Origin of the sequence: Sphaerisporangium sp. NPDC051017 (genome assembly GCF_040683095.1) — a bacterium.
Taxonomy (GTDB): Bacteria; Actinomycetota; Actinomycetes; order Streptosporangiales; family Streptosporangiaceae; genus Sphaerisporangium.
In genome coordinates, this window is record NZ_JBFBCI010000033.1 from 19,885 (window position 1) to 41,239 (window position 21,355).

Annotated in this window: 20 protein-coding genes; 7 read left to right on the forward strand and 13 right to left on the reverse strand. The window is 71.4% G+C overall.

All coding sequences use genetic code 11. The features are described from left to right. Window positions 1-25 precede the first annotated feature (25 nt). The 5 genes from AB0M95_RS24425 to AB0M95_RS24445 form a co-directional block, all read right to left on the reverse strand. Window positions 26-781 carry an SIS domain-containing protein gene (locus tag AB0M95_RS24425; RefSeq protein ID WP_363768730.1) on the reverse strand — a complete coding sequence of 252 codons (756 nt, stop codon included), beginning with the start codon at window positions 779-781 and terminating at the stop codon, window positions 26-28. Beyond that, a complete protein-coding gene (locus AB0M95_RS24430; RefSeq protein WP_363768733.1) occupies window positions 774-1,055 on the reverse strand; it encodes a hydrogenase assembly protein HupF in 282 nt (93 codons plus the stop codon). The genes AB0M95_RS24425 and AB0M95_RS24430 overlap by 8 nt, the downstream gene beginning before the upstream one ends. Next, complete coding sequence (locus tag AB0M95_RS24435) at window positions 1,052-1,720, reverse strand: SIS domain-containing protein (protein WP_363768736.1); 669 nt, start codon at window positions 1,718-1,720, stop codon at window positions 1,052-1,054. Before AB0M95_RS24435 ends, AB0M95_RS24430 begins: the two co-directional genes overlap by 4 nt. A gap of 180 nt (window positions 1,721-1,900) precedes the next feature. Further along, window positions 1,901-2,581: a hydrolase gene (locus AB0M95_RS24440; protein WP_363768739.1), complete on the reverse strand. Its 681-nt coding sequence runs from the start codon at window positions 2,579-2,581 to the stop codon at window positions 1,901-1,903. 16 nt (window positions 2,582-2,597) lie between these two features. Then, complete coding sequence (locus tag AB0M95_RS24445) at window positions 2,598-4,610, reverse strand: erythromycin esterase family protein (RefSeq protein ID WP_363768742.1); 2,013 nt, start codon at window positions 4,608-4,610, stop codon at window positions 2,598-2,600. Window positions 4,611-5,288: 678 nt separating this feature from the next. On the opposite strand from AB0M95_RS24445, the gene AB0M95_RS24450 reads away from it, so the two are divergent. From AB0M95_RS24450 to AB0M95_RS24460, 3 genes are all read left to right on the forward strand, one after another. After that, window positions 5,289-6,704, forward strand: a complete 1,416-nt coding sequence (locus tag AB0M95_RS24450) for a family 2B encapsulin nanocompartment shell protein (protein ID WP_363768745.1) — start codon at window positions 5,289-5,291, stop codon at window positions 6,702-6,704. A 133-nt stretch (window positions 6,705-6,837) separates the two neighbouring features. Next, a complete protein-coding gene (locus AB0M95_RS24455) occupies window positions 6,838-8,250 on the forward strand; it encodes a family 2B encapsulin nanocompartment shell protein (protein WP_358512637.1) in 1,413 nt (470 codons plus the stop codon). Window positions 8,251-8,458: 208 nt separating this feature from the next. After that, window positions 8,459-9,493 carry a family 2 encapsulin nanocompartment cargo protein polyprenyl transferase gene (locus tag AB0M95_RS24460; RefSeq protein WP_363768748.1) on the forward strand — a complete coding sequence of 345 codons (1,035 nt, stop codon included), beginning with the start codon at window positions 8,459-8,461 and terminating at the stop codon, window positions 9,491-9,493. A 539-nt stretch (window positions 9,494-10,032) separates the two neighbouring features. Here AB0M95_RS24460 and AB0M95_RS24465 read toward each other — a convergent pair. From AB0M95_RS24465 to AB0M95_RS24485, 5 genes are all read right to left on the reverse strand, one after another. Continuing rightward, on the reverse strand, window positions 10,033-12,012 hold the full coding sequence (locus AB0M95_RS24465; RefSeq protein ID WP_363768751.1) for a glycoside hydrolase family 6 protein: 1,980 nt from the start codon (window positions 12,010-12,012) through the stop codon (window positions 10,033-10,035). Window positions 12,013-12,356: 344 nt separating this feature from the next. After that, complete coding sequence (locus tag AB0M95_RS24470) at window positions 12,357-12,848, reverse strand: MarR family transcriptional regulator (protein WP_363768754.1); 492 nt, start codon at window positions 12,846-12,848, stop codon at window positions 12,357-12,359. A 202-nt stretch (window positions 12,849-13,050) separates the two neighbouring features. After that, on the reverse strand, window positions 13,051-13,230 hold the full coding sequence (locus AB0M95_RS24475) for a hypothetical protein (RefSeq protein ID WP_363768757.1): 180 nt from the start codon (window positions 13,228-13,230) through the stop codon (window positions 13,051-13,053). A gap of 124 nt (window positions 13,231-13,354) precedes the next feature. Beyond that, window positions 13,355-13,654, reverse strand: a complete 300-nt coding sequence (locus AB0M95_RS24480; RefSeq protein WP_358512622.1) for an alpha-isopropylmalate synthase regulatory domain-containing protein — start codon at window positions 13,652-13,654, stop codon at window positions 13,355-13,357. Window positions 13,655-13,818: 164 nt separating this feature from the next. Then, window positions 13,819-15,078, reverse strand: a complete 1,260-nt coding sequence (locus AB0M95_RS24485) for an alpha/beta fold hydrolase (protein ID WP_363768760.1) — start codon at window positions 15,076-15,078, stop codon at window positions 13,819-13,821. A 171-nt stretch (window positions 15,079-15,249) separates the two neighbouring features. Here AB0M95_RS24485 and AB0M95_RS24490 point away from each other — a divergent pair, with 171 nt between their 5' ends. The 4 genes from AB0M95_RS24490 to AB0M95_RS24505 all read left to right on the forward strand — a co-directional run bounded on the left by AB0M95_RS24490 (window position 15,250) and on the right by AB0M95_RS24505 (window position 19,206). After that, entirely contained in the window at window positions 15,250-15,876 is a 627-nt protein-coding gene (locus tag AB0M95_RS24490) for a TetR/AcrR family transcriptional regulator (protein WP_358512616.1), read from the forward strand. A gap of 295 nt (window positions 15,877-16,171) precedes the next feature. Then, the gene (locus AB0M95_RS24495) at window positions 16,172-16,558 is read left to right on the forward strand and encodes a hypothetical protein (RefSeq protein WP_363768763.1); all 387 of its coding nucleotides are present in this window, start codon (window positions 16,172-16,174) and stop codon (window positions 16,556-16,558) included. 642 nt (window positions 16,559-17,200) lie between these two features. Beyond that, complete coding sequence (locus AB0M95_RS24500; RefSeq protein WP_363768766.1) at window positions 17,201-18,016, forward strand: helix-turn-helix domain-containing protein; 816 nt, start codon at window positions 17,201-17,203, stop codon at window positions 18,014-18,016. Next, entirely contained in the window at window positions 18,013-19,206 is a 1,194-nt protein-coding gene (locus AB0M95_RS24505) for a cytochrome P450 (RefSeq protein ID WP_363768769.1), read from the forward strand. The genes AB0M95_RS24500 and AB0M95_RS24505 overlap by 4 nt, the downstream gene beginning before the upstream one ends. 27 nt (window positions 19,207-19,233) lie before the next feature. On the opposite strand, the gene AB0M95_RS24510 is transcribed toward AB0M95_RS24505, so the two are convergent. The 3 genes from AB0M95_RS24510 to AB0M95_RS24520 all read right to left on the reverse strand — a co-directional run bounded on the left by AB0M95_RS24510 (window position 19,234) and on the right by AB0M95_RS24520 (window position 21,350). Next, complete coding sequence (locus AB0M95_RS24510; RefSeq protein WP_363768772.1) at window positions 19,234-19,908, reverse strand: UdgX family uracil-DNA binding protein; 675 nt, start codon at window positions 19,906-19,908, stop codon at window positions 19,234-19,236. Between the two features lie 49 nt (window positions 19,909-19,957). Beyond that, window positions 19,958-20,635 carry a hypothetical protein gene (locus AB0M95_RS24515; protein ID WP_363768775.1) on the reverse strand — a complete coding sequence of 226 codons (678 nt, stop codon included), beginning with the start codon at window positions 20,633-20,635 and terminating at the stop codon, window positions 19,958-19,960. A 172-nt stretch (window positions 20,636-20,807) separates the two neighbouring features. Beyond that, entirely contained in the window at window positions 20,808-21,350 is a 543-nt protein-coding gene (locus AB0M95_RS24520; RefSeq protein ID WP_363768778.1) for a hypothetical protein, read from the reverse strand. Window positions 21,351-21,355: the final 5 nt, after the last annotated feature.

Here is a 21,355-nt window from a genome sequence, read left to right on the forward strand (position 1 = left end):
GGCCTCACCCGGCGCCTCCGGGCGGTCACCCTCCCGGCGGCCCCGCCCCGTCACCGGGGTCCAGCAGCCGCTGGGTGATCTCCCAGAGCACGTGGTAGACCGTCGTCTGCGCCTCCTGGATGCGGTGCACCGACGAGGACGGGATGACGAACAGGTGGTCCAGCACGTCGAGCTCGGCCAGTTCGGCGAGCCGCCCGCCCTGGTAGCCGGCGAGGCCGGCCGTCAGCATGCCGACGCGGCCGGCCTCCTGGAACGCCTGCACGAGGTTGAGGGAGCCGCCGCTGGTCGACAGGCCGACGGCCATGTCACCGGGCCGGCCGTAGGCGGCGATCTGCCGGGCGAAGACGACGTCGAACCCGACGTCGTTGGACAGGGCGGTCACCACGGCGACGTCGGCGGTCAGCGACAGCGCGGGCAGCGGGCGGCCGTACGGCGGGTTGAGGTAGCAGGTCGCCATCTCCTGCGCGTCCGTGCTGCTGCCGCCGTTGCCGAACGTGAAGAGCCTGCCCCCGGCGGCGAACCGCTCCGCCATCTCGGCGGCGCACACGGCCAGCCGGTCGGCGTACATCTCCCCCACCTGGCGGCGCAGCCGCACGATCTCGTCGGCCTTCACCTCGGTGGACCAGACCGCGTGCCCGGCCGTCCGCCGCGCCGGGTCCGTGCCGCCGGCGGTACGCCCCCGGCAGCCGTCCTCCGCGGGCGCGCGGCTGTCCGCGTCCCCGCCGCCGTACAGGAACGGGTAGAGACGCCGCACCGCCTCGGCGCGCGCCTCCTCAACCATGGCCCTGTCCATCATCGGCGCCGCCGCCCTTGGCGATCACGGCGATGGCCTCCTTGGCGTGCACGAGGACCGTGTCGCCGGGCCCGCAGTCGACCAGGGCGACGCTCACCTGCTCCTCGACCTCCTCGGCCTCCTCGGCGCCCTCCACGCACGCGGTTCCCCGGACCCTCACGACCGCGAGGCCGGAGCCGGTCAGCCGGAGCACGCGGGCGGGCAGCGCCTCGTCCGAGCAGGTCAGGCAGGCGTCCGCGCGCGGGTCCTGGCGCTCGCTCATCTCACCGCCTCCGCGCCACCGCGCGCGGCGGCCTCGGGCTCGACGGCCGGGGTCCTGGCGGGCCCGGGCGGGACGGTCTGGGCGAAGAAGACATGAACCAGCTCCCACAGCACGTGGTAGGTGGTGACGTGGATTTCCTTCACCACCGCCGGGTCGCAGGACCTGGCGATCAGCGCCTGGTCGACGGCCGGGCTCCGCGCCACCGCGCCGCCGTCGCCGCCCACGAGGCCCATCGTGTACAGACCCAGCTCGCGGGCCGTCTCCAGCCCGAGCAGAACGTTGGCACACCGGCCGTCGGGCGAGATCCCGAGCGCGATGTCCGCCGGGTCCGCCCAGTGCCGTATCTGGTGGGCGAAGACCTCGGAGAACCCCTCGCGTGCGCTCACGCCCGTGACCGTGGCGGCGTCGTTGCCGAGGGCCATCGCCGGCAGCGCCCGCTTGCCCACGACGACCGGATGCATGAACTCCACCGCGACGTGCGAGGCGTCCGTGCCCGCGCCCCCGTTGCCGAAGACGATCAGCTTGCCGCCCTGGTGGAATCTCGCCGCCATGTCGCGACACGCTTGCGCGATGCGCTCCGCGTCCTCCGCCAGGCGGCGGCCCGCGGCTTCCCGCCGGGCGAACGCCTCGCCGACGGCCAGGCGCGTGCTGGATGTCACAGGCATGTGTACGCTCCGTTATGTACCGTAGTCGCCAGGCTACGGTGCGTACGCACGGGACCGACACCCTAAGCGGGACAACATGAAGCAAAGGGTTGATCGCGGCACCTAGGCGGTCTCACCCCGATACGCCCTGCGTCGTCCGATCAACGATCTTCCTGCACGCCCGTCCGAAGTACCGGGCGGCTACGTCAGGGGATGGATCTGGCGGTGCGGCACGCTCTTCAGGCGACGGCGGAACCAGTCGCGGGCCAGGTGCGCCACCTGGTCCAGGGCTCCGGGCTCCTCGAACAGGTGCGTGGCGCCCGCGACCACGGCGAAGGCCGTCTCGCCCTTCAGCAGCTCCATCGCCTCGCGGTTCAGCTCGATCACCACCGGGTCGAGCTCGCCGACGATCAGCAGGGTCGGCTGGCGTACCCGGCGCAGGTGGTCGCCGGCCAGATCCGGACGGCCGCCCCGCGACACGAGCGCCTGCACCGAGACGGGCCGCTCCGCCGCGGCGACCAGCGCCGCCGCCGCGCCCGTGCTCGCGCCGAAGAGCCCGATGCCGAGCTCGGCCAGCGGCCCGTGCCGCCCTGCCCAGTCGACCAGCGCGACCACCCGCTCCGCCAGCAGGCCGATGTCGAACCGCAGCGCCGCCGTGAGGGAGTCCACCCGCTCCTCCTCGGGGGTCAGCAGGTCCACCAGGACGGTCGCCAGCTCCGCGACCTGGAGCTCGACCGCCACATGACGGTTGCGGGGGCTGCGCCGGCCGCTGCCGCTGCCGTGCACGAACAGCACCACACCATGGGCGGGGCGCGGCACCACGACGTCCGCGTCGAGCGAGACCCCGGCCGCGGGAATCGAGACGGTTTCGGTGACTGTCATCGCGTCCTCCTCACACTCAGACGCCTGCGGGGTAGGTCTCGGGAAGCTCCCCGGCCGCCCAGCGCGCCGCGTCGTCCAGGGGCTCCACGGCCCGGGTCTCGTCCACGTGGACGACGGCGTCGAACTGGTCGGCCAGCCGGGCGCGGAAGTAGTGGCTCCTGCGCTCCGAGCGCGGGCGGTAGACGGCGCCCACCATGCGCTCCAGCCGCGCGGAGCCCAGCACGTCGCGCGTGCGCGGCGCCGTCCTGAACGCGGCGAGGAACTCCTTCTCCCCCACCTCGTGGAAGAGCTCCTCCACGCTGTCGGACAGGGCCGGCCTCAGCCACTTGCGCCCGGCCGGCCCCTCCCAGCGGTCGGCGGCGGTGACCGTGCCCGTGTAAGTGGTGAGGCCGACGATGCGGCAGTCGTCCCCGTGCCGTTCGCGGACGAGCCCGCCGAGGTCGATCTCCCCGCGGCAGGCCGCCTCGGTGGCGCGCGCGTCGCCGACGTGCGCGTTGTGGGCCCACACCACGATCTTCGCCGGGCGTTCCCGGTGACGGCCCAGGTGCTCCAGCAGGGCGTCCAGCGTGTCGGCCATGTGCCGTTCGCGCAGGTTCCAGGACGCGATCCGCCCGGAGAACATCGAACGATAGTGCTCGTCCGCCGACTTCACCGCCAGCGCGTTCAGCTCGGCGACGAACAGCTCGTCCTCGGGGAGCAGCCCCTGGCGCCGCACCGACCGCATCGCATCGCGCCGCCGGCCCACCAGGAGTTCGACCACCTCGTCCTCGCAGTCCTCCCCGGCCCCGCAGGCCGCCGTGAAGCCGTACGCCTGGGCCTCGCCGCTGCCGAGGTGGTCGAAGCAGGCGTAACGCTCGCGCGCGCACGCGGCGGCGGCCGGGTCCACGCCCTCCAGATGGGCGACGATCTCGCGCATCGCCTGGTGCATCCCGAACATGTCGAGCCCGTAGAAGCCGGTCTTGTGCGGGTGCTCCCCGAGGATCCGGTCGTTGTGCTCGCGCAGCCAGGCGACGAAGCCGAGCACCACGGTGTTGCGCCACATCCACACCGGGAAGCGGCGGAAGCCGCGCAGCGCCTCCTCGGGCGTGGCGTCGTGGCCGTGCCCGAGGACGTACCGGTTGACCCGGTAGGCGTCGGGCCAGTCGGCCTGCACCGCGACGGCGCAGAAGCCCTTCTCCTCGATGAGCCACCGGGTCATGGCGGCGCGGGCCGCGTGGAACTCGTGCGTGCCGTGGGAGGCGCCGCCGACGAGCACCAGGCGCGCGTCCCCGACCACGTCGGCGAGCACGTCCGGGTGCGGGACGCCGTCCGCCGTCGGCAGCGCCTCCGCGCGCACGGCCGCGACCTCGCCGGAGCCCGGCGGCCCGGCCCGGGCGGGCAGCGCGGCCGCCGACGCGCGCAGCAGGTCCCGGACGTCCTCGACGGTGATCTCGGCGAAGTCCCAGTAGGACTGGTCGACGGCGAAGAACGGCGAGGGCGTGGTGGCGTAGACGACCTCGTCCGCCTGCGCGGTCAGGTCCTCGCAGGTGGCCTGGGCGACGGCCGGGAGGGCGACCACGACCCGCGCCGGGCCCGAGCGGCGCAGCGCCTTGACGGCGGCGCGCAGGGCGGCCCCGGTGCTCAGGCCGTCGTCCACCAGGATCACCACCCGGCCCTCGATCGGGCGCGGCGGGCGGTCCTGCCGGAAGTGCCGTTCCCAGCGGGGGATCTCGCGGCCCTCCCAGTCGGCGACGTGCTCCACCACCTCGGCGGGGATGGCGAGGCCGCGGATGACGTCGTCGTCGAGCGCGATCACGCCGTCGCCGGCGACCGCGCCCATCGCCAGGTCCTCCTGGCCGGGCACGCCGAGCTTGCGGGCGAGGAAGACGTCGAGGGGCGCGCCCAGCGCTCTGGCCACCTCGAAGCCGACGGGGACTCCGCCGCGCGGCAGGGCGAGGACGAGGACGTCCGGCTCACCTCGATATCGGTCGAGCAGCCCCGCCAGCGCGCGACCGGCGTCTCTGCGGTCGCGGAACAGGTGGTCGGACATGGCTGGCCCCTAACGTGCTCGGAGGCGGACCACCCTGCGCGCACAGACGCCGCCGGCGACTCCGGCGTCTGTGCCGGTGCCGATGTCGCCACCGGGCGGACCTGGGCCGTCATACAGAGCCTACGCTTCCCGCCCGCCGGGCCCCTCGCCCGCCGGACACCGGGCGCCCGGTGGGGTTAGAGACACCGACCGGTGGGGCATAAGTGGCATTTGACCGAGCTATTCGGAAACGACCCCTCTGTTCCGAAATATCTGGCGTCAGCCTTCTTTTCCGTAGATTCGCACTATCGCAAACCACGAGTCAACCAACGCGGACCAGCAATTGACACGCGAAAGATCGGCACCGCATAATTGCAGCGGCCCGGCGACCATGAACAACACGCACAACGGCAGAGCGTCCGCACGTCAACCCCCGCGACAAACCGACGACTCCTCTCACGGCGAACAGCCCACGTAGCGTTCGACCATTCACGCACGACATTCTTACGACAATTCCGATGAGCGGTCAACGGCGACAACGGATTCGCACCCCGTCGATCGGCGGTCAACCGCGCCCGGAATCAGGTACACGCTCAAGCACGCCGACGACACGAACTCACTGCGCACGGCCTCCCGGGCCGGACTAATCCAGGCGATCGTTTCCCCCGTTCAAGGCTCTACGGATTGGTGGTGTGGGTTGTGACCGAGACAACCGATATAACGCCCGGCGGCGACCAGGCCCAGGCACAACAAGCCCTGGCCACCGCGGCCGCACGCAACCTGGCCACGACGACCAAGTCGCAGCCACAGATGCAGAACATCTCCTCCCGATGGCTGCTCCGCATGCTCCCCTGGATCCACACCAGCGGCGGCACCTTCCGCGTCAACCGCCGCCTGTCCTACGCCATCGGAGACGGACGCCTCAGCTTCACCAGCCAAGGCACCGACATCCGCGTCATCCCCCCAGAACTCCGCGAACTCCCCCTGCTACGCCACTTCGACGACGACTCCACCCTCGAAGCCCTCGCCAACCGCTTCACCCAAACCACCCACGACCCCGGCGACACCATCACCCAAACCGGCCAACCCGCCGACCGCCTCATCCTCATCGCCCACGGCAAGGTCAACAAAATCGGCACCGGCCCCTACGGCGACTCCACCACCCTGGCCGTCCTCGCCGACGGCGACTACTACGGCGACCACACCCTCACCACCACCACACCCACCCCCACCTGGGACCACACCATCCAGGCCGTCACCCCCACCACCACCCTCACCCTCACCCGCCAAGCCTTCAACGAACTCCTCGCCCAATCCCAAACCCTCCGCAACCACCTCCAAACACAACAAGACACCCCCAAACCCCCACAAAACAAAAACGGCGAAGCACTCATCCAAATCACCTCAGGCCACCAAGGAGAACCCCACCACCCCGGCACCTTCGTCGACTACGAAACCACCCCCCGCGAATACGAACTCTCCGTCGCCCAAACCATCCTCCGCATCCACACCCGCGTCGCCGACCTCTACAACCAGCCCATGAACCAAACCCACCAACAACTCCGCCTCACCATCGAAGCCCTCCGCGAACGCCAAGAACACGAACTCATCAACAACCCCGAATTCGGCCTCCTCAACAACGCCGACCTCAAACAACGCATCCACACCCGCACCGGCCCCCCCACCCCCGACGACCTCGACGACCTGCTCGCCCAGGTGTGGAAGGAGCCGGCGTTCTTCCTCGCCCACCCGCTGACGATCGCGGCGTTCGGGCGCGAGGCCAGCCGCCGGGGCGTCTACCCGCAGAGCACCGACCTGCACGGCCACTCGATCCCGTCCTGGCGCGGCGTCCCGATCCTGCCGTGCAACAAGATCCCGATCACCGAGAGCCGGACCAGCAAGATCCTTCTCATGCGTACCGGCGAGCACAACCAGGGCGTCATCGGCCTGCACCAGACCGGTCTCCCCGACGAGTACGAGCCCGGCCTGTCGGTGCGCTTCATGGGCATCAGCGACCAGGCGATCATGTCGTACCTCATCTCCACCTACTACTCCGCCGCCGTCCTGGTCCCCGACGCGCTCGGCATCCTGGAGAACGTCGAAATCGGCCACTGAACCGGCCATCGCGTACACCGCCCCGCGGACCCGCCACGGCCTCCCGGCCCGGCGGGTCGCCGGGGTCTCGTATTTCTCCTCCCGATACCGCGCCGACCGGTGGTTCGCGGCGCCTCAGTGATTGGTGTGGGTTGTGACCGAGACAACCGATATAACGCCCGGCGGCGACCAGGCCCAGGCACAACAAGCCCTGGCCACCGCGGCCGCACGCAACCTGGCCACGACGACCAAGTCGCAGCCACAGATGCAGAACATCTCCTCCCGATGGCTGCTCCGCATGCTCCCCTGGATCCACACCAGCGGCGGCACCTTCCGCGTCAACCGCCGCCTGTCCTACGCCATCGGAGACGGACGCCTCAGCTTCACCAGCCAAGGCACCGACATCCGCGTCATCCCCCCAGAACTCCGCGAACTCCCCCTGCTACGCCACTTCGACGACGACTCCACCCTCGAAGCCCTCGCCAACCGCTTCACCCAAACCACCCACGACCCCGGCGACACCATCACCCAAACCGGCCAACCCGCCGACCGCCTCATCCTCATCGCCCACGGCAAGGTCAACAAAATCGGCACCGGCCCCTACGGCGACTCCACCACCCTGGCCGTCCTCGCCGACGGCGACTACTACGGCGACCACACCCTCACCACCACCACACCCACCCCCACCTGGGACCACACCATCCAGGCCGTCACCCCCACCACCACCCTCACCCTCACCCGCCAAGCCTTCAACGAACTCCTCGCCCAATCCCAAACCCTCCGCAACCACCTCCAAACACAACAAGACACCCCCAAACCCCCACAAAACAAACACGGCGAAGCACTCATCCAAATCACCTCAGGCCACCAAGGAGAACCCCACCTCCCCGGCACCTTCGTCGACTACGAAACCACCCCCCGCGAATACGAACTCTCCGTCGCCCAAACCATCCTCCGCATCCACACCCGCGTCGCCGACCTCTACAACCAGCCCATGAACCAAACCCACCAACAACTCCGCCTCACCATCGAAGCCCTCCGCGAACGCCAAGAACACGAACTCATCAACAACCCCGAATTCGGCCTCCTCAACAACGCCGACCTCAAACAACGCATCCACACCCGCACCGGCCCACCCACCCCCGACGACCTCGACGACCTCCTGTGCAGGCGCCGCCGGTCACACCTGTTCCTGGCCCACCCGCTCACCATCGCCGCGTTCGGCCGCGAGTGCAGCCGCCGGGGCATCTACCCCCAGACGAGCGAGCTGGAAGGCCAGACCGTCGCTTCCTGGCGCGGGGTCCCCCTGCTGCCCTGCGACAAGATCCCCATCAGCGACACCGGCACGACCTCGATCCTGGTCATGCGTACCGGGCAGGAGGACGAAGGCGTCATCGGCCTGCACTACACCGGCCTTCCCGACGAGTACGAACCCGGCCTGAATGTCCGCTTCATGGGCATCAACGACCAGGCCGTCATCTCCTACCTCGTCTCCACCTACTACTCCGCCGCCGTCCTGGTCCCCGACGCGCTCGGCGTTCTCGAGAACGTCGAAATCGGCCACTGAGCCCGCGACCGAACCGGCCACGAGCCACGAAATACGGGGAAAACAAGGGGCCGTTCTCCCGCCCGCTCCCGCCGTCCCGGCCAGGGACGCCAGGCTTCTGCGGACATGACGGAGATCGCCCCCGGTAAATGTGATGAAGTCGATGAGAATCTTCCCCGGCGCCCTCCCCCCAGTGCGCCGGGTCCGGACTCGGACGGAAGGGGCGCGCATGGCCAGGGTGATGACCACGGGCCGGCAGGCACACGAAGTGCTGGCCTGGAGCCGTGAGCAGGTCGGTCCCGCTCTGCGGACCACCGTCGAGACGTTGTCCCCGTCGATGCGGCGGATCGCGGGATACCACTTCGGATGGCTCGACCAGCACGGCATGCCCTCGGCGGGCGGCGGCGGGAAGGCCGTCCGCCCCGCGCTGACGCTGATGGCCGCCGAGGCGGTCGGCGCCGTTCCCGGCACGGCGGTCCCGGCGGCGGTCGCCGTCGAGCTGGTGCACAACTTCTCGCTCCTGCACGACGACGTGATGGACCACGATGTGACCCGGCGGCACCGCCCGACCGCGTGGAGCCTGTTCGGGGTGAGCGGCGCGATCCTCGCCGGCGACGCGCTGCTCACGCTCGCCTTCGACGTCCTCGCCGCGAGCGGCCATCCGGCCTCCGCCGAGGGCGCGCGCCTGCTCGGCGCCGCCGTCCTGGACCTGATCGAGGGCCAGAGCGCCGACACGTCGTTCGAGACGCGGGACGACGTCGGCCTCCAGGAATGCCTCACCATGGCCGAGGGCAAGACCGGAGCCCTCCTCGGCGCGTCCTGTTCCCTGGGCGCCCTGTTCGGCGGCGCCACCGCCGAGCGCGTCGAGCACCTGCGCGCGTTCGGCGACCGCCTCGGCCTGGCGTTCCAGTTCGTGGACGATCTGCTCGGCATCTGGGGCGACCCCGCGGTGACCGGCAAGCCCATCCACTCCGACCTGCGCAACCGGAAGAAGTCGCTGCCCGTCGTCGCGGCTCTCACGTCCGGGTCACCGGCCGGCGACGAGCTGGCCGCGCTGTACGGGCGCGAGGAGGCGCCGTCGGGGTCCGATCTCGTGCGCGCCGCCGAGCTGGTCGAGCTCGCGGGCGGGCGCGCCTGGAGCCTGCGGCAGGCCGACGAGCTGCTGCGCGAGGCCCTCGGCCACCTCGCCGTCGCCTCCCCGGCCCCGCGCGCCGCGGCCGAGCTGCACGCCCTGGCCGACCTGATCACCCACCGCGACCACTGACCGCCTCATCACCTGCCGCGGCCACCATCCCGGCGCGCCGGGCGGATCTCACCGACGGGCGAGGGCGGCGAGGATCCGATGGAGCGCGGCCAGGCCTGCGGGGTCGAGGCCAATGCCGCCCATAGGCCGATTTATGCCGATGAGCTGCGGATATATCTCCCGACGTCCGGGGAGGACCAGTGACGTGGGGGCGTGCGATGGCCGGTCACCCGCGACGAGCCCCGTCCAGGGGCCGTTGGAGGGTGCCGTGCAGCGCGTTCGGGCCGGGCTCCGCCGTCGCCGCGCTCAGGGGGACAGCGGCCGGCCATGGCATGCCGCGGCCGGAGTGGTACGGCCGCCGCGCGCGTGCGCCTCGTGGCTGTCCCCCATCGATCTCGGACATGGACGCCCCGAACCCGCCGAGCGGAGTGAGGCTATGGGCCCGTTCGGTGCGCCTAAATGGCCGCGCCTCCGCCGTGCCGGAGGCGCGGCCATGAACAGGGCCCCGCCACGGTGCCGCGTGGCGGGGCCCTGCTGTTCAGGGGCTAGGGAGTTCAGGGTCAGGGGATGGACGGGTAGGCGTTGGCGAGGAGCTGGCGGAACTGCGCCGAGAACCACTGGCCGGAGATCGGCGCGTTGGGCAGCGCCCCGGTCAGGTTGTTGCCGTTGCGGGCGTTGCCGGTGTAGGTCGGGTCGCACATCCGGTCGAAGCCCTTGCCCTCGTTGTTCGGAATCTCCGAGCTGGAGCCGTCCGACTCGCCCGGGGGCTTGATCCAGACGTAGGCGTCCAGACCGGTGGCCGGGTTGGCGCGGGGACGCTCGCCGAGGCCGGCGCCGCTCTGGTTGCACCAGTTGCCGGCGTGGATGCGCCGGTCGACGCGGGACTCGTTGACGAAGGTGTTGACGTCGGTCGAGGTGCTGGCGCGGGTCGGCCGGGCCGCGCCGCCCCAGCCGTTGCGGGAGGTGTCGATCAGCATGCCGATGTTGGACGAGAAGCCCTCGGTGATGAGCCGCTGGCGGAACGCCTGGGCGTAGCTGAGCTCGTCGACGTAGAAGTTCCAGTCGACCCAGCGGGACTGGCGCACCGACTGGCCGCCCGGCTGGCTGTTGATGGTGAAGTACGGCTCGGTCAGCGCGGAGTAGTTGGCGGTGTTGGTGATGAAGCCGTCGACGCTGGCGAAGCCTGCGGTGGCGCCACGGACCGTGCTGGCGAAGAGCTGCGCCGACGGGCCGAAGTTGGTGTCCCAGCCGAGCCAGCCGTGGTGGGCGGCGTCGATGTAGGTGTAGGCGTTCGGGATCGCGTGCAGCTTGTTCAGGGCGTACTGCACACCCTGGACGTAGGCGCCGCTCTGCTGCGCCTCCTGGCACGCGGCGACGTTGGTGTTGGTGATGAGGTTCGGCAGCGAGTCGATCTCGATGATCGTCACGATGCGAAGCTGCGAGTACTTGGACTGGCCCATGATCGCGGCGATCGGGTCGATGTACTCGGTCTTGTAGCGGTTCAGGCCGTTCTCGGAGATCTTCAGCTCACCGTTGGAGGCCAGGGCGGAGCAGTCGCGGTTCGGCAGGTTGTAGATGACGAACTGGATGGTCAGCGGCGCGCTGCCGTTGGCGGCGTCCTGCTGGAGGGCTGCGTCGAGGTGCGCGGCGAGACCCTTGGCGCTGGAGGTGCCGGCGATGGCGGCGATGCGGTCCAGCCACACGCCGGTGGAGATGTTCGCCACGGCGGAGCCGCCCGGCTCGGCGGCGGCCTTGGCCGACCAGTCGGAGTTCACGTAGCCGGTTGCGCCGGCGTACGGGTTGTCCACGTGCGTGCCGGGGTCGCCGCCGCCGGTGTCGTCGTCGGCCTCGGTGGCGGTCACCGTGACCGAGGTCAGCCCCGCAGAGGAGACGGTGATCGTACGCGAGCCGTTGGTGGTGTCGGCGTCCTGCGCGGCGGCCAGCGTGACGATCTGCGCGGTGTTCCAGTTCGCCGAGGTGAAGGTCAGGCTCGATCCGCCGGAGACGGTGATGTCGGTGTCACCGCTGCCCGCGGTGGAGGTCACCGTGACGTTGGAGGTGGGCTGCGCGGCGAGCTTCACCGAGTACGTCGCGGTGCCGCCCTCGGGGACGCTGACCGAGGTGGGGGTGACGATCAGGCCCTGCTGCGGGCCGGGGCCGCCCTGGCCGGTGCAGGTCGTCCCGTTGATGGCGAACGTGGTGGGGTTGGCGTTCGTGCCGCCGAACGTGCCGTTGAAGCCCAGCGTCCAGGAGGCGCCGGTGGCCTGGGAGCCGTTGTAGGACAGGCTTCGGGCCGTCACGTTGCTCCCGGACTGCGACCAGTCGGCGCTCCAGCCGTTGGTCACCTGCTGGCTTCCGGGGAAGGCGAAGGTCAGCGCCCAGGACGTCAGGGGGTCGCCCAGGTTCTTGATCGTGATGTTCCCGCCGAACCCGTTGCCGCCTTCCCATGCCTTCTGGTAGGTGACCTCGCAGGCGACCGCGGCGTGCGCCGAGGTCTGGCTGACGGCGAGCCCGACGGCGGAGAGCAGTAGGACTGCCACCGCCGTGAAGGCTCGACGCCAGGAACTCTTGTGGGGTCCCATCGTCTGTTTTCTCCCTTATGAAACTTATGGGTCCGCCGCCTTCTTGAGACGGCCAAGCAGCGCCCCGCTCGACATCCGGCGGTGGGAGCGCTCCCATAGTCAGGTCGTTTCAGGAGGATGTACAGCACATTGCACGCGGGGGCGCCCGCACGGCAGACCCGCTTCCGGCCCGGCCGCGGCTTCCGCCCGCTGGCCTCGGCAAACTCGGCGGCGTCCGCCTCCGCGCATCCCGCCGTACACGCGGATCCGATGAAACATTCATCCGGAGGTCCGCGGAGCTTGGGAGCGGACCCCCGGGCGCGCTACCGGCCGCGGACGGCGACGTGGCCGGTCACGTCGCGCACGCCACCGATCTCGGACGGGGCCATGGCCACCGAGCGGCTGAGAAAGTCGAGGATGACGGCGAGCTGGTCCTCGTCGTAGGCCTCGAGCAACTCCTCCACCCGCCGGCCGGTCGCCTCCAGCGAGGCGTGGATCGGCAGTTCGTTCTCGGGGATCGGCACGATGATCACGCGGCGGCGGTCCTCCGCGTCGCGGACCCGGCGGACGTAGCCCGGCTTCTCCAGGCGGTCGACGACGCCCGTGATGGCGCCGGTCGTGAGGCCGGTCAGCTCGGCGAGCTGGCCCGCCGTGATGGGCCCGGTCCTGCTCAGGATGTCCAGGCAGCGGGCGTCGGTCGCGTTCAGCCCCAGCCGGTCGGCGATGGCCTGGCTGAACAGCACCGAGTTGGCGGTGTAGGCCCGCAGAGCCTCCTGGATGCGTGCGATCAGCGGCGAACGGGAGTTCTCCGGCATTGACTTCCCATCCCAATTTCCTAGCACACTAAGAGACTTCCCTTAGTGAACTGAACTACGTCTATCCCGAAGAGAATACTTCGACCGGGCCTTCCCAGCCTCTGCCCACGATCAATCAGAGTCCGAAATGTCCGCAACACCGTCCGGCGCCCCGCGCCCTCGCCGCGCCCGAGCCGCCGGACGCCGCCGTGATCAGCGTTCTCTACGCGGCCGGCCGGGCCCGCGCGGACCTCGGCACCTGGCATCCGCTGCCGTCGATGGTCCTGGCCGGAATCGGGCGCGCGTGCGCCTCGGCGGCCATGGTGGACATCACGCTCGCCCGGGTGATGCGGCACGCGGGATCGTCCGGCGCGGTGACCAGGACCGGCTCGGCGGCCGGCATCGCGGGAGCCGGCGCGGGGCGAGCTTGCTGCTACCGCGCCCGGGCCGGGCCGAGGTCAGCCCCGGACCCCTGTGAGAAGGGTGCGGGGTCCGCCGCAGACGGTGGCGCGTGCCGCACCTTTCCGTCAGGTGCTGTACGCACGGTTGAGCGCGCTCGCGACACCTTTGAACAAGGCGACGGTGCTGTTGGCGTCGATTCCGACGCCCCAGAGGACCGTACCGCCGATCTCGCATTCGACGTATACGGCGGTGTGCGGGCAGTCCTCGCCCTCGACCGGATGTTCGGCGCGGTCCAGGACACGGACCTTGACGCCTCTGTCGCTCAGTGCGCCGATGTACGCCGACAACGCGTCATCGACGGCCGTGCCCGGTTCGCCCGCGCCGCCGCCGATTCGCGGCACCGGGGCCTCGTCCAGCTGCTTCACACGTACCGCCCCTCGCCAATGGGCAGCGATATATGTCCATTTTCCATAAAATATTCTGACTCAAATAACCGCCAGATGAAGACCCGGGAAACTCCGTCCCTCACCCGTAGCGGGAAACGGGGACACCCCTTCCCCGTGCCCCCGTCCCCCGCCGTCCCGGGCCGTCAGACCCGGCCCGCCGCCATGTCCATCAGCCGGGACAGCACGCGGTCACCCGAGGCGCGCACGCCGTCGTGCTCCCACTCGTTGGTGGCCCAGTACCGCAGGTTGCCCACCGACCGGGCCGTCCGCAGCGAGAGCTCGGCGTCGACGTACATGTCGTCGAGGTACACGATCGCCGCCACCGGCACCGTGTTCGCCGCGAGCCGCGCGGGGTCGTACAGCGCCGGCCAGTCGCGCGTCTCGGCCAGCGCGTGCGCCGCCTCGGCGAAGGGACGCAGGCCCGACAGCTCCTCGAACATCCACGGGTAGAACATCTCGCCGGTGAACAGCAACGGGTCGGCGTCGGGCGCGAACTCGGGGCGGTCGCGCAGCGCCCGCTCGGCGGCCCACGCGGTCGGCGTGGCGCCCTGGGCGTAGATGACCTCCTGGAGCACGCCGTACAGCGGGCCCTCGGCGTACGACGTCAGCGTCATGACCTGCCGCAGGAAGGTGTCCGACGGCGCCCGGCCGTCCCAGGCCTCGTCGAACAGCCAGTGCAGCCGCTCGGCGCCGTCGCCCATGCCGAGCAGGATGCCGAGCGTCTGGAGCCGGCGCACGGTCAGCCGGTCGCCGTCGGGCAGCCGGACGTCGGTGGCGGCGAGGTGGTCCGCCATCGCCCTGACCGTGGCGACGTCGCCGGGATACCGGGCATAGAAGCGCTCGGCCTTCTCGCGCACGCGGGGGTAGGTGTGGGCGTACACCTCGTCGGCGCCGACGGTGAGCCCGGAGAGACCACCCGTCACGTAGCAGGCGCGCAGCCCCTCGGGCGCCCGGGACAGGTACGTCAGCGTCAGGAACCCGCCGTAGCTCTGCCCGAGCGTCTCCCAGGGCCGGTCCCCGCACAGGGCACGGCGGATGTGCTCGGCGTCGGCGACGATGGCGTCGGCGCGGAAATTGCGCAGGTAGGCGGCCAGCCCGTCGCCGAGCCGCGCGGCGGTCGCGGCGGTGACGGGGGTGCTGCGGCCGGTGCCGCGCTGGTCGAGCAGCAGGACGCGGTGGGTGCGCAGCGCGTGCGCGAGCCATCCGTCCGGCCGGGTCGGGCGGGGCGACTTGCCGCCGGGGCCGCCCTGGAGGAAGAGCAGCCAGGGCAGGTCCTCCCCGGCGCGGACGGGGTCGGCGACCTCGCGGGCGAACACGGTGATGGCGGGCCCGCCCGGGTCGGCGTGGTCCAGCGGGACGGTGAAGCGGTGGTCGGTGACCGCCATCCCGGGCATGCGGATCATGTGGGTTCCTTCCTCCGACGGCCTCCGGCGGCCCGCGACGACCGCCCGCGACGAGGCGCCGGCACGCGGGCCGCCAGCCACCCTATCCGCAGCTCCGATCATCGGGCCCGGCTCGCGGGGCGCCCCCTGGGGATCGGGGCGCCGCGTTCGCCTGCCACTACACTCGATGCGATGGTTCAGCCAACGCGTCCGGGCACCTCCGAGCAGGCGGGTGACGCCTCCGTCGCTCCGGCGCCCGCGGCGGCCGGGCCCGACCGGCCACGACGGGCCGACGCGCGGCAGAACCGCGCCCGCATCCTCGCGGCCGCCCGCGAGGCGTTCGCGACCGAGGGCAGCGACGCGCAGATGGGCCCCATCGCCCGCCGCGCCGGCGTGGGCGTCGGAACGCTGTACCGCAACTTCCCCACCAAGGAAGCCCTGATCACCGAACTGGCCCGGGTCTGGACGGTCGAGCGCGCCGACGACGCCCTCCGGGCCCTCCGCCTCGGCGACCCCTGGCAGGCCCTGACCGCGTACGTCGAGAGCCACGCGTGGGCCGTGCGCGACAGCGCCGGGCTCCAGGCCATCTTCGATGAGGTCCAGTCCCGCGAGGCGGCCTCGGACGAGGGGCGCCGCCTCGCCGCCGCGCTGTCGGAGCTGCTCGGCCGGGCCCGCACCGCCGGCGTTCTGCGCGAGGACATCGTGCTCGGCGACTTCCAGGCCCTGCTCTGCGGCGTGTCGGCGGCCATCGCGCACGGCGGCGACCCGCGCCGCTGCGCCACCGTCCTCCTCGACGGAATGCGTCGCGCCACGGCCTGACGCCGCCTCTTTCGGTGGCCATGTTCGAGAATTAAGTCCCTGTATGAAATGAAAGCGCATCCTATGAGAACATGTCCGAATACAGGGAGTACCGTGCCGCCCGGCTAATGCGGGGCCTCCGGTCGCGCGACGCGCGGGAATGCCGTACCGGGCGCGAATGTCCAGCGTTCCGGTGGCAGGAAGTGGATATCCCCGGGCAACTTGATGAACTCCGTTCATCTGGCCCACCAACCCCGGGCGCCGCACAGTGGATTCAGCGAGATGAAATCCGCAGCCCAGAAAGGGGTTGGTCAAAATGGCTCACCCGCTCGGCTCCAGCTCTGCCGCCGCATCCGGTCACGATCCCGCGGCCCCGGACCGGCAGAGCGTCTGGGACCGCCACAAGGTCTGGGACCGGTACGAGCTCTGGGACGCTTTCGACGTCTGGGACGCGCTGAAGCTGTGGGACGCCTACAGGACCTGCGACGGGCAGCAGCCATGGGACGCCGTAGAGGTTTTGGACGGCCTGAAGGTCTGGGACGCCCACGCCCTGTGGGACGGCCTCACGGTGTGGGAGGAGTTCACGGTCACGCGCGACCGTGAGGGGTCGAGTGAGCTCCCGGCGTGGGACGAGCTGACGGTCTGGGACGACCTCGATGTCCTGGAGGCGCGCGCGATCTGGGAAAAATGGCAGCTCAACTGAGGTTTCACGACGCTGACCAGCGACGCGTCCAGAGCGGGTCCGGCCGCCGGCCCCTCTGACACCGGGCGCGCACAGCCGCTCCCCCGCCGTCGCCGCCCGATCCCGGACGCCACCCCGCGCCATCCCCCGCACCCCGTCGGCCCCCGACGCCGTCCCGCCTCCTACGTCCCTCGCCACCCCGCACATCGCCGGCCGTCCATGGACGGCCCGATCCGTCGCCGCGCGCCCGCGGACCTTCCCGTCCGCCGCCGCCCGCTCGCGAACGGCGAGACGCCCCCGAGGGGGCGCAGCCCACCAGCCCGGCGCGTGACCCTCGCAGATCTTCCCCGCCCGGTCCGGAGTCCCGGTCCACGCTCCGGGCCGGGCACCGCACACGACTTCGGAGGGCCCCTGGCCATCGTCGATGAATCAGCCGCGCACGGCTGTCCGCGAATTCATCCATGACCATCCGCGAGAACAGGAGCGTCACCCGTTCCACCAGGCGTGCGGGCACCGCAGTCCGAGGGCCGCCGCGACTCCCGCGGCGGCCCTCGCCGCTGTTCCCGGCCGGACGGCCCGGCTTGTCCGCGCGGCGGCGGAGGCGTACGGTTGACTTGTTGACCGGATTCGAAATCCGGTCAACAAGTCAGAAAGGAGCGTACGGTGCCGGGACGACCACGGCAGGACCTCAACCGGGCGGATCGCATCCTCGACTCCGCGGCCGAGCTGCTCGTGCGTCTCGGCTACCGCAAGGTGACGATCGAGGACATCGCCCAGCACGCCGACATCGGCAAGGGCACGGTCTACCTGCACTGGCGCACCAAGCAGCAGCTCTTCGAGGCCCTGCTGCTCCGCGAGGCCATCGCCTACGTCGAGGGGCTCGTGCACGAGCTGCGCCGCGACCCGTCCACCGTGCTCCCCCACCGCCTGCTGGCCGCGTCGTTCCTGATCATCCACGACAGGCCCGTCCTGCGGGCCGTGTTCACCGGGGACACGGAGGAACTGCGGGACCGGCTCGCCGGCAGCCCCGTGCGCGGGCACGAGCTCCTCGCCACCGCCAGGCTCTTCGAGCTGCTGACCCGCCACGGCCTCTTCCGCGACGACGTGCCGGACCTGGCGTACGCGCTGACGGCGACGCACGCCGGTTTCCTCCTCATGGACGACCACGGCGAGATCGACCCCCGGGCCGCCGCGCCGGACGTGCGGGCGAGGGCCGGCGCGCTCGCGCACGTCGTCCGGGCCGCCTTCGAGCCGCCCGGCCCGCCGGACCCCGAGGCCGTCGCCGCGGCGTCCGCCGAGCTCCTGGACGTCATCGCGGACGTCATCCCGCCCTACCGCGAGCGGATCTACGGCTACCGGCGCGCGCAGGAGCCCGCGGATCCGCCGGGCACTCGCCCCGAGAGCCCGCGCACGCGCCCCGAGAGCACGGCCGCGCGCGAACCCTTTTCCAGCGACACCGGTCGAAGGAGACCGATATGACCAAGCCCGTTCCCGCCGCGGCGCCGCTCCTTCTGGAGCGGCCCAACCACTTCGACCCGCCCGCGGCCCTGGGGCGGCTCCGCGAGACGGCCCCCGTCAGTCCTCTCGCCTACCCCGACGGCCACACGGGATGGCTGGTGACCGGCCACGCCCTCGTCCGCGCCGTGCTGGCCGACCCCCGCTTCAGCGCCCGGGCCGAACTCAACCACGTGCCGATCGCGCGGGACGGCCGCGTGGGCGACCTCCGTCCGGCGCCGCCGGGCATCTTCACCCGGATGGACCCGCCGAGCCACACGCGCTACCGGCACCTGCTCACCGGCTGGTTCACCGTCCGCCGCATGCGCGCCCTGACGACGCGCGTCCAGGAGATCACCGCCGAGCATCTGGACGCCATGGAGCGGCACGGCCCACCGGTGGACCTGTTCGAGGCGTTCGCGCAGCCCGTCCCGGCGCTCGTGATGTGCGAGCTGCTCGGCGTGCCGTACGCCGACCGCGAGCACTTCCAGCACCACACGGCGGTGCTGATGCGCCTGGACAACACGCCGCAGGAGATGATGGCCTCCTACACGGCGCTGCAGGAGTTCATGGGCGAGCTGGTGCGGGCCAAGCGCGCCGAGCCCGGCGACGACCTGCTCAGCGGCCTGACCACCTCCGACCTCACCGACGAGGAGCTCGTCAACATCGGCTTCGTGCTGCTGGGCGCGGGCTTCGAGACCACGGCCAACATGCTGGCCCTGGGCGCCTTCGCCCTGCTGAGCCATCCCGGCCAGCTCGCGCTGCTGCGCGACGAGCCGGAGGCGGGCGACCAGGCGGTGGAGGAGCTGCTCCGCTACCTGAGCGTGGCCGCCTTCACGACCCGGACGGCGCTCGAGGACGTCGAGCTGGACGGGCATCCGATCAAGGCCGGCGAGACGGTGACGGTGTCGATATCGGCCGCCAACCGCGACCCGCGCAAGTTCGCCGATCCGGACGCGCTGGACCTGCTCAGGCCCACCGCCGGGCATCTGGCCTTCGGCCACGGCGTCCACCAGTGCCTGGGCCAGCAGCTCGCCCGGGTCGAGATGCGGGTCGGGTACCCGGCGCTGCTCGCCCGGTTCCCCACCCTCCGCCTGGACATCGCCCCCGAGGACGTGCCGCTGCGCACCGACATGCTGATCTACGGCGTGCACCGCCTCCCCGTCGCCTGGTAGACCGGCCCACGCCAGGTGACGTGGCGGTCAGGTCAGCAGCCCGGCGGCGGATCTCAGGTCGGACAGCAACCCGGCGTACATCGCGTCGCGGTCCTCGGCACGCAGCACCGCCGAGGGGTGGATCGTCGCCACCAGGTACGCCTCGGCGTCGCCCATGGCCTGCCTCCAGGGACCCGGCGCGTCGCCGGGGAAGGGCACCGGCACGCCGCGCCGCTCGCTCACCCGGAAGGACGGGCCCAGCAGGGCCTTGCCGGCGGTGGCGCCGAGGGCCACGATCAGGCGGGGGCGGACGACCCGCATCTCGGCGGCCAGCCACGGCTTGCAGGCCGACACCTCGCGCAGGCTCGGAGGCTTGTGGATACGTCGCTTGCCGGCGCCGGTCACCGTGAACTTGAAGTGCTTGACCGCGTTGGTCACGTAGGTGCGACCGGCGCCGATGCCGGCCTCGGTGAGCGCACGCTCCAGCACGTGCCCGGCCGGCCCCACGAAGGGACGGCCCTGCCGGTCCTCCTGGTCGCCGGGCTGCTCGCCCACCAGCATCACGCGCGCGTCGGCGTCGCCCTCGCCGAAGACGGTCTGCGTGGCGGCGCGGTACAGCGGGCAGCCCCGGCAGCAGGCGGCAGCGCCGGCCAGGGTCCGCAGGTCGGCGCCGGCGGGCACGTACGGCGAGGCGTCGTACGCGTCGGCGGTGTCCCCTGTCATGGTCTCCTCCTGCCCGGCCACCATGCGCGGATACCCGCGAATTCCGGCGTCAGTTCGGGCGGGACGCCCCCGGCGACCGGCGGGAGCGGAACGCGCGGCGGGCGCGCGGGCCGAGGAACGCCAGCAGGACGGTCATGACCGCGGCGAGCGCATACCAGAGGCCGCCGCCGGTCACCTGGGGCCGGGCGGCGGTGTACGTCGCGGCGGACGGCAGGCGGTCGAGGTCGGTGGCGCAGATGATGGGCCGCTTCTCCTTCTTGATGGAGGCGCAGACGACGGCGGCGAGCCGCTGGAGTTGCGCGGGGAACGACCCGACCTCGACGGCCACGCTGAGCCGCTCGGTCTTCCCGGCGGGCACCGCGCGCCTCCACGCGATCCGGCCGCTCGAGACGGTGCCCTTGGGCGTCGAGGACAGAACCTTGAGGCCGGGCCCCAGCATCTGGGTGAGCAGCAGGTCGGGCGAGTCCTTGACCCCGGTGTTGCTGATCTCGATGGTGTAGGTGAGATGCTCGCCGGGCCGCACGCTGGTGTGCCCGTTCTCGATGCCGATGCGCAGCGCGTACGACTTCTCGGGCCCCGCCGGGTGCGGCCCGGCCGCGTGGGCGGCTGCGGCGGTGCCGAGCGGCAGCACGGCCAGGGTGGCGGCCACCGCCCACCGGACGTGGACGGCCCGCGGCCGGGCTCCGCGCGCCGCGGCCGTGCGCGCGGGTGTGACGGTAGAAAACATGCGTTCAACTATCCCTTTCATGGCACGGGGCCGTTCCACCCCGGCCATGGCGAGTGAATTTCACCCATGATGAATGGTAGATGCCGGCGGAGTTCTCCACCGGCATCACCTTCGGCGCGCCGCACGCCCGGAAAAACGAAGGCGAAACCTTTGCCGTCCCGGATGCCGACGGCTACAGCGTGGTGGCCACGTAGTCCAGAATTCCGCTGTAGGTGTCGGGGCGGACGAACGGAATGGTGATCCGGTAGTTGTTGGTGATGACGTCGCCGTCCGCGGACGAGGCGGAGGGCTTGGTCGCCACGAGGACCGGCGTGCCGAAGCTCAGCGGGACGTACGCGGACCCCTGCACGGGCCCGTTGACCGCCAGGAGGTTCGTCGGGATGGTGTCGGTGTTGCCCGCGATCGACGGGGTCAGCGCCGCCGCGCGCGGGGCGACCGTGACGTTGTACCCGGCGAAGTTGTTGGTGGTCACACGCATGGTGACCGGGGTCGCGCCGGTGGTGACGACCTCGCCCGGCGCGCCGGTCAGCGTGAAGGACGGCGTGAGCTCGGTGAGCGTGATGGACGACTCCACGACGACGTTGGCCACCGTGGACGCCGTGCCGGTGTCGGCCGCGGCCGGCGTGACGGCGGCGCCGAGCGCGCCCGCGGCCGCCGTGGTCCCCGCCATCACCAGGCCCATGAGCACGGCGCGTGACTTTCGAAAATTGGACATATCGC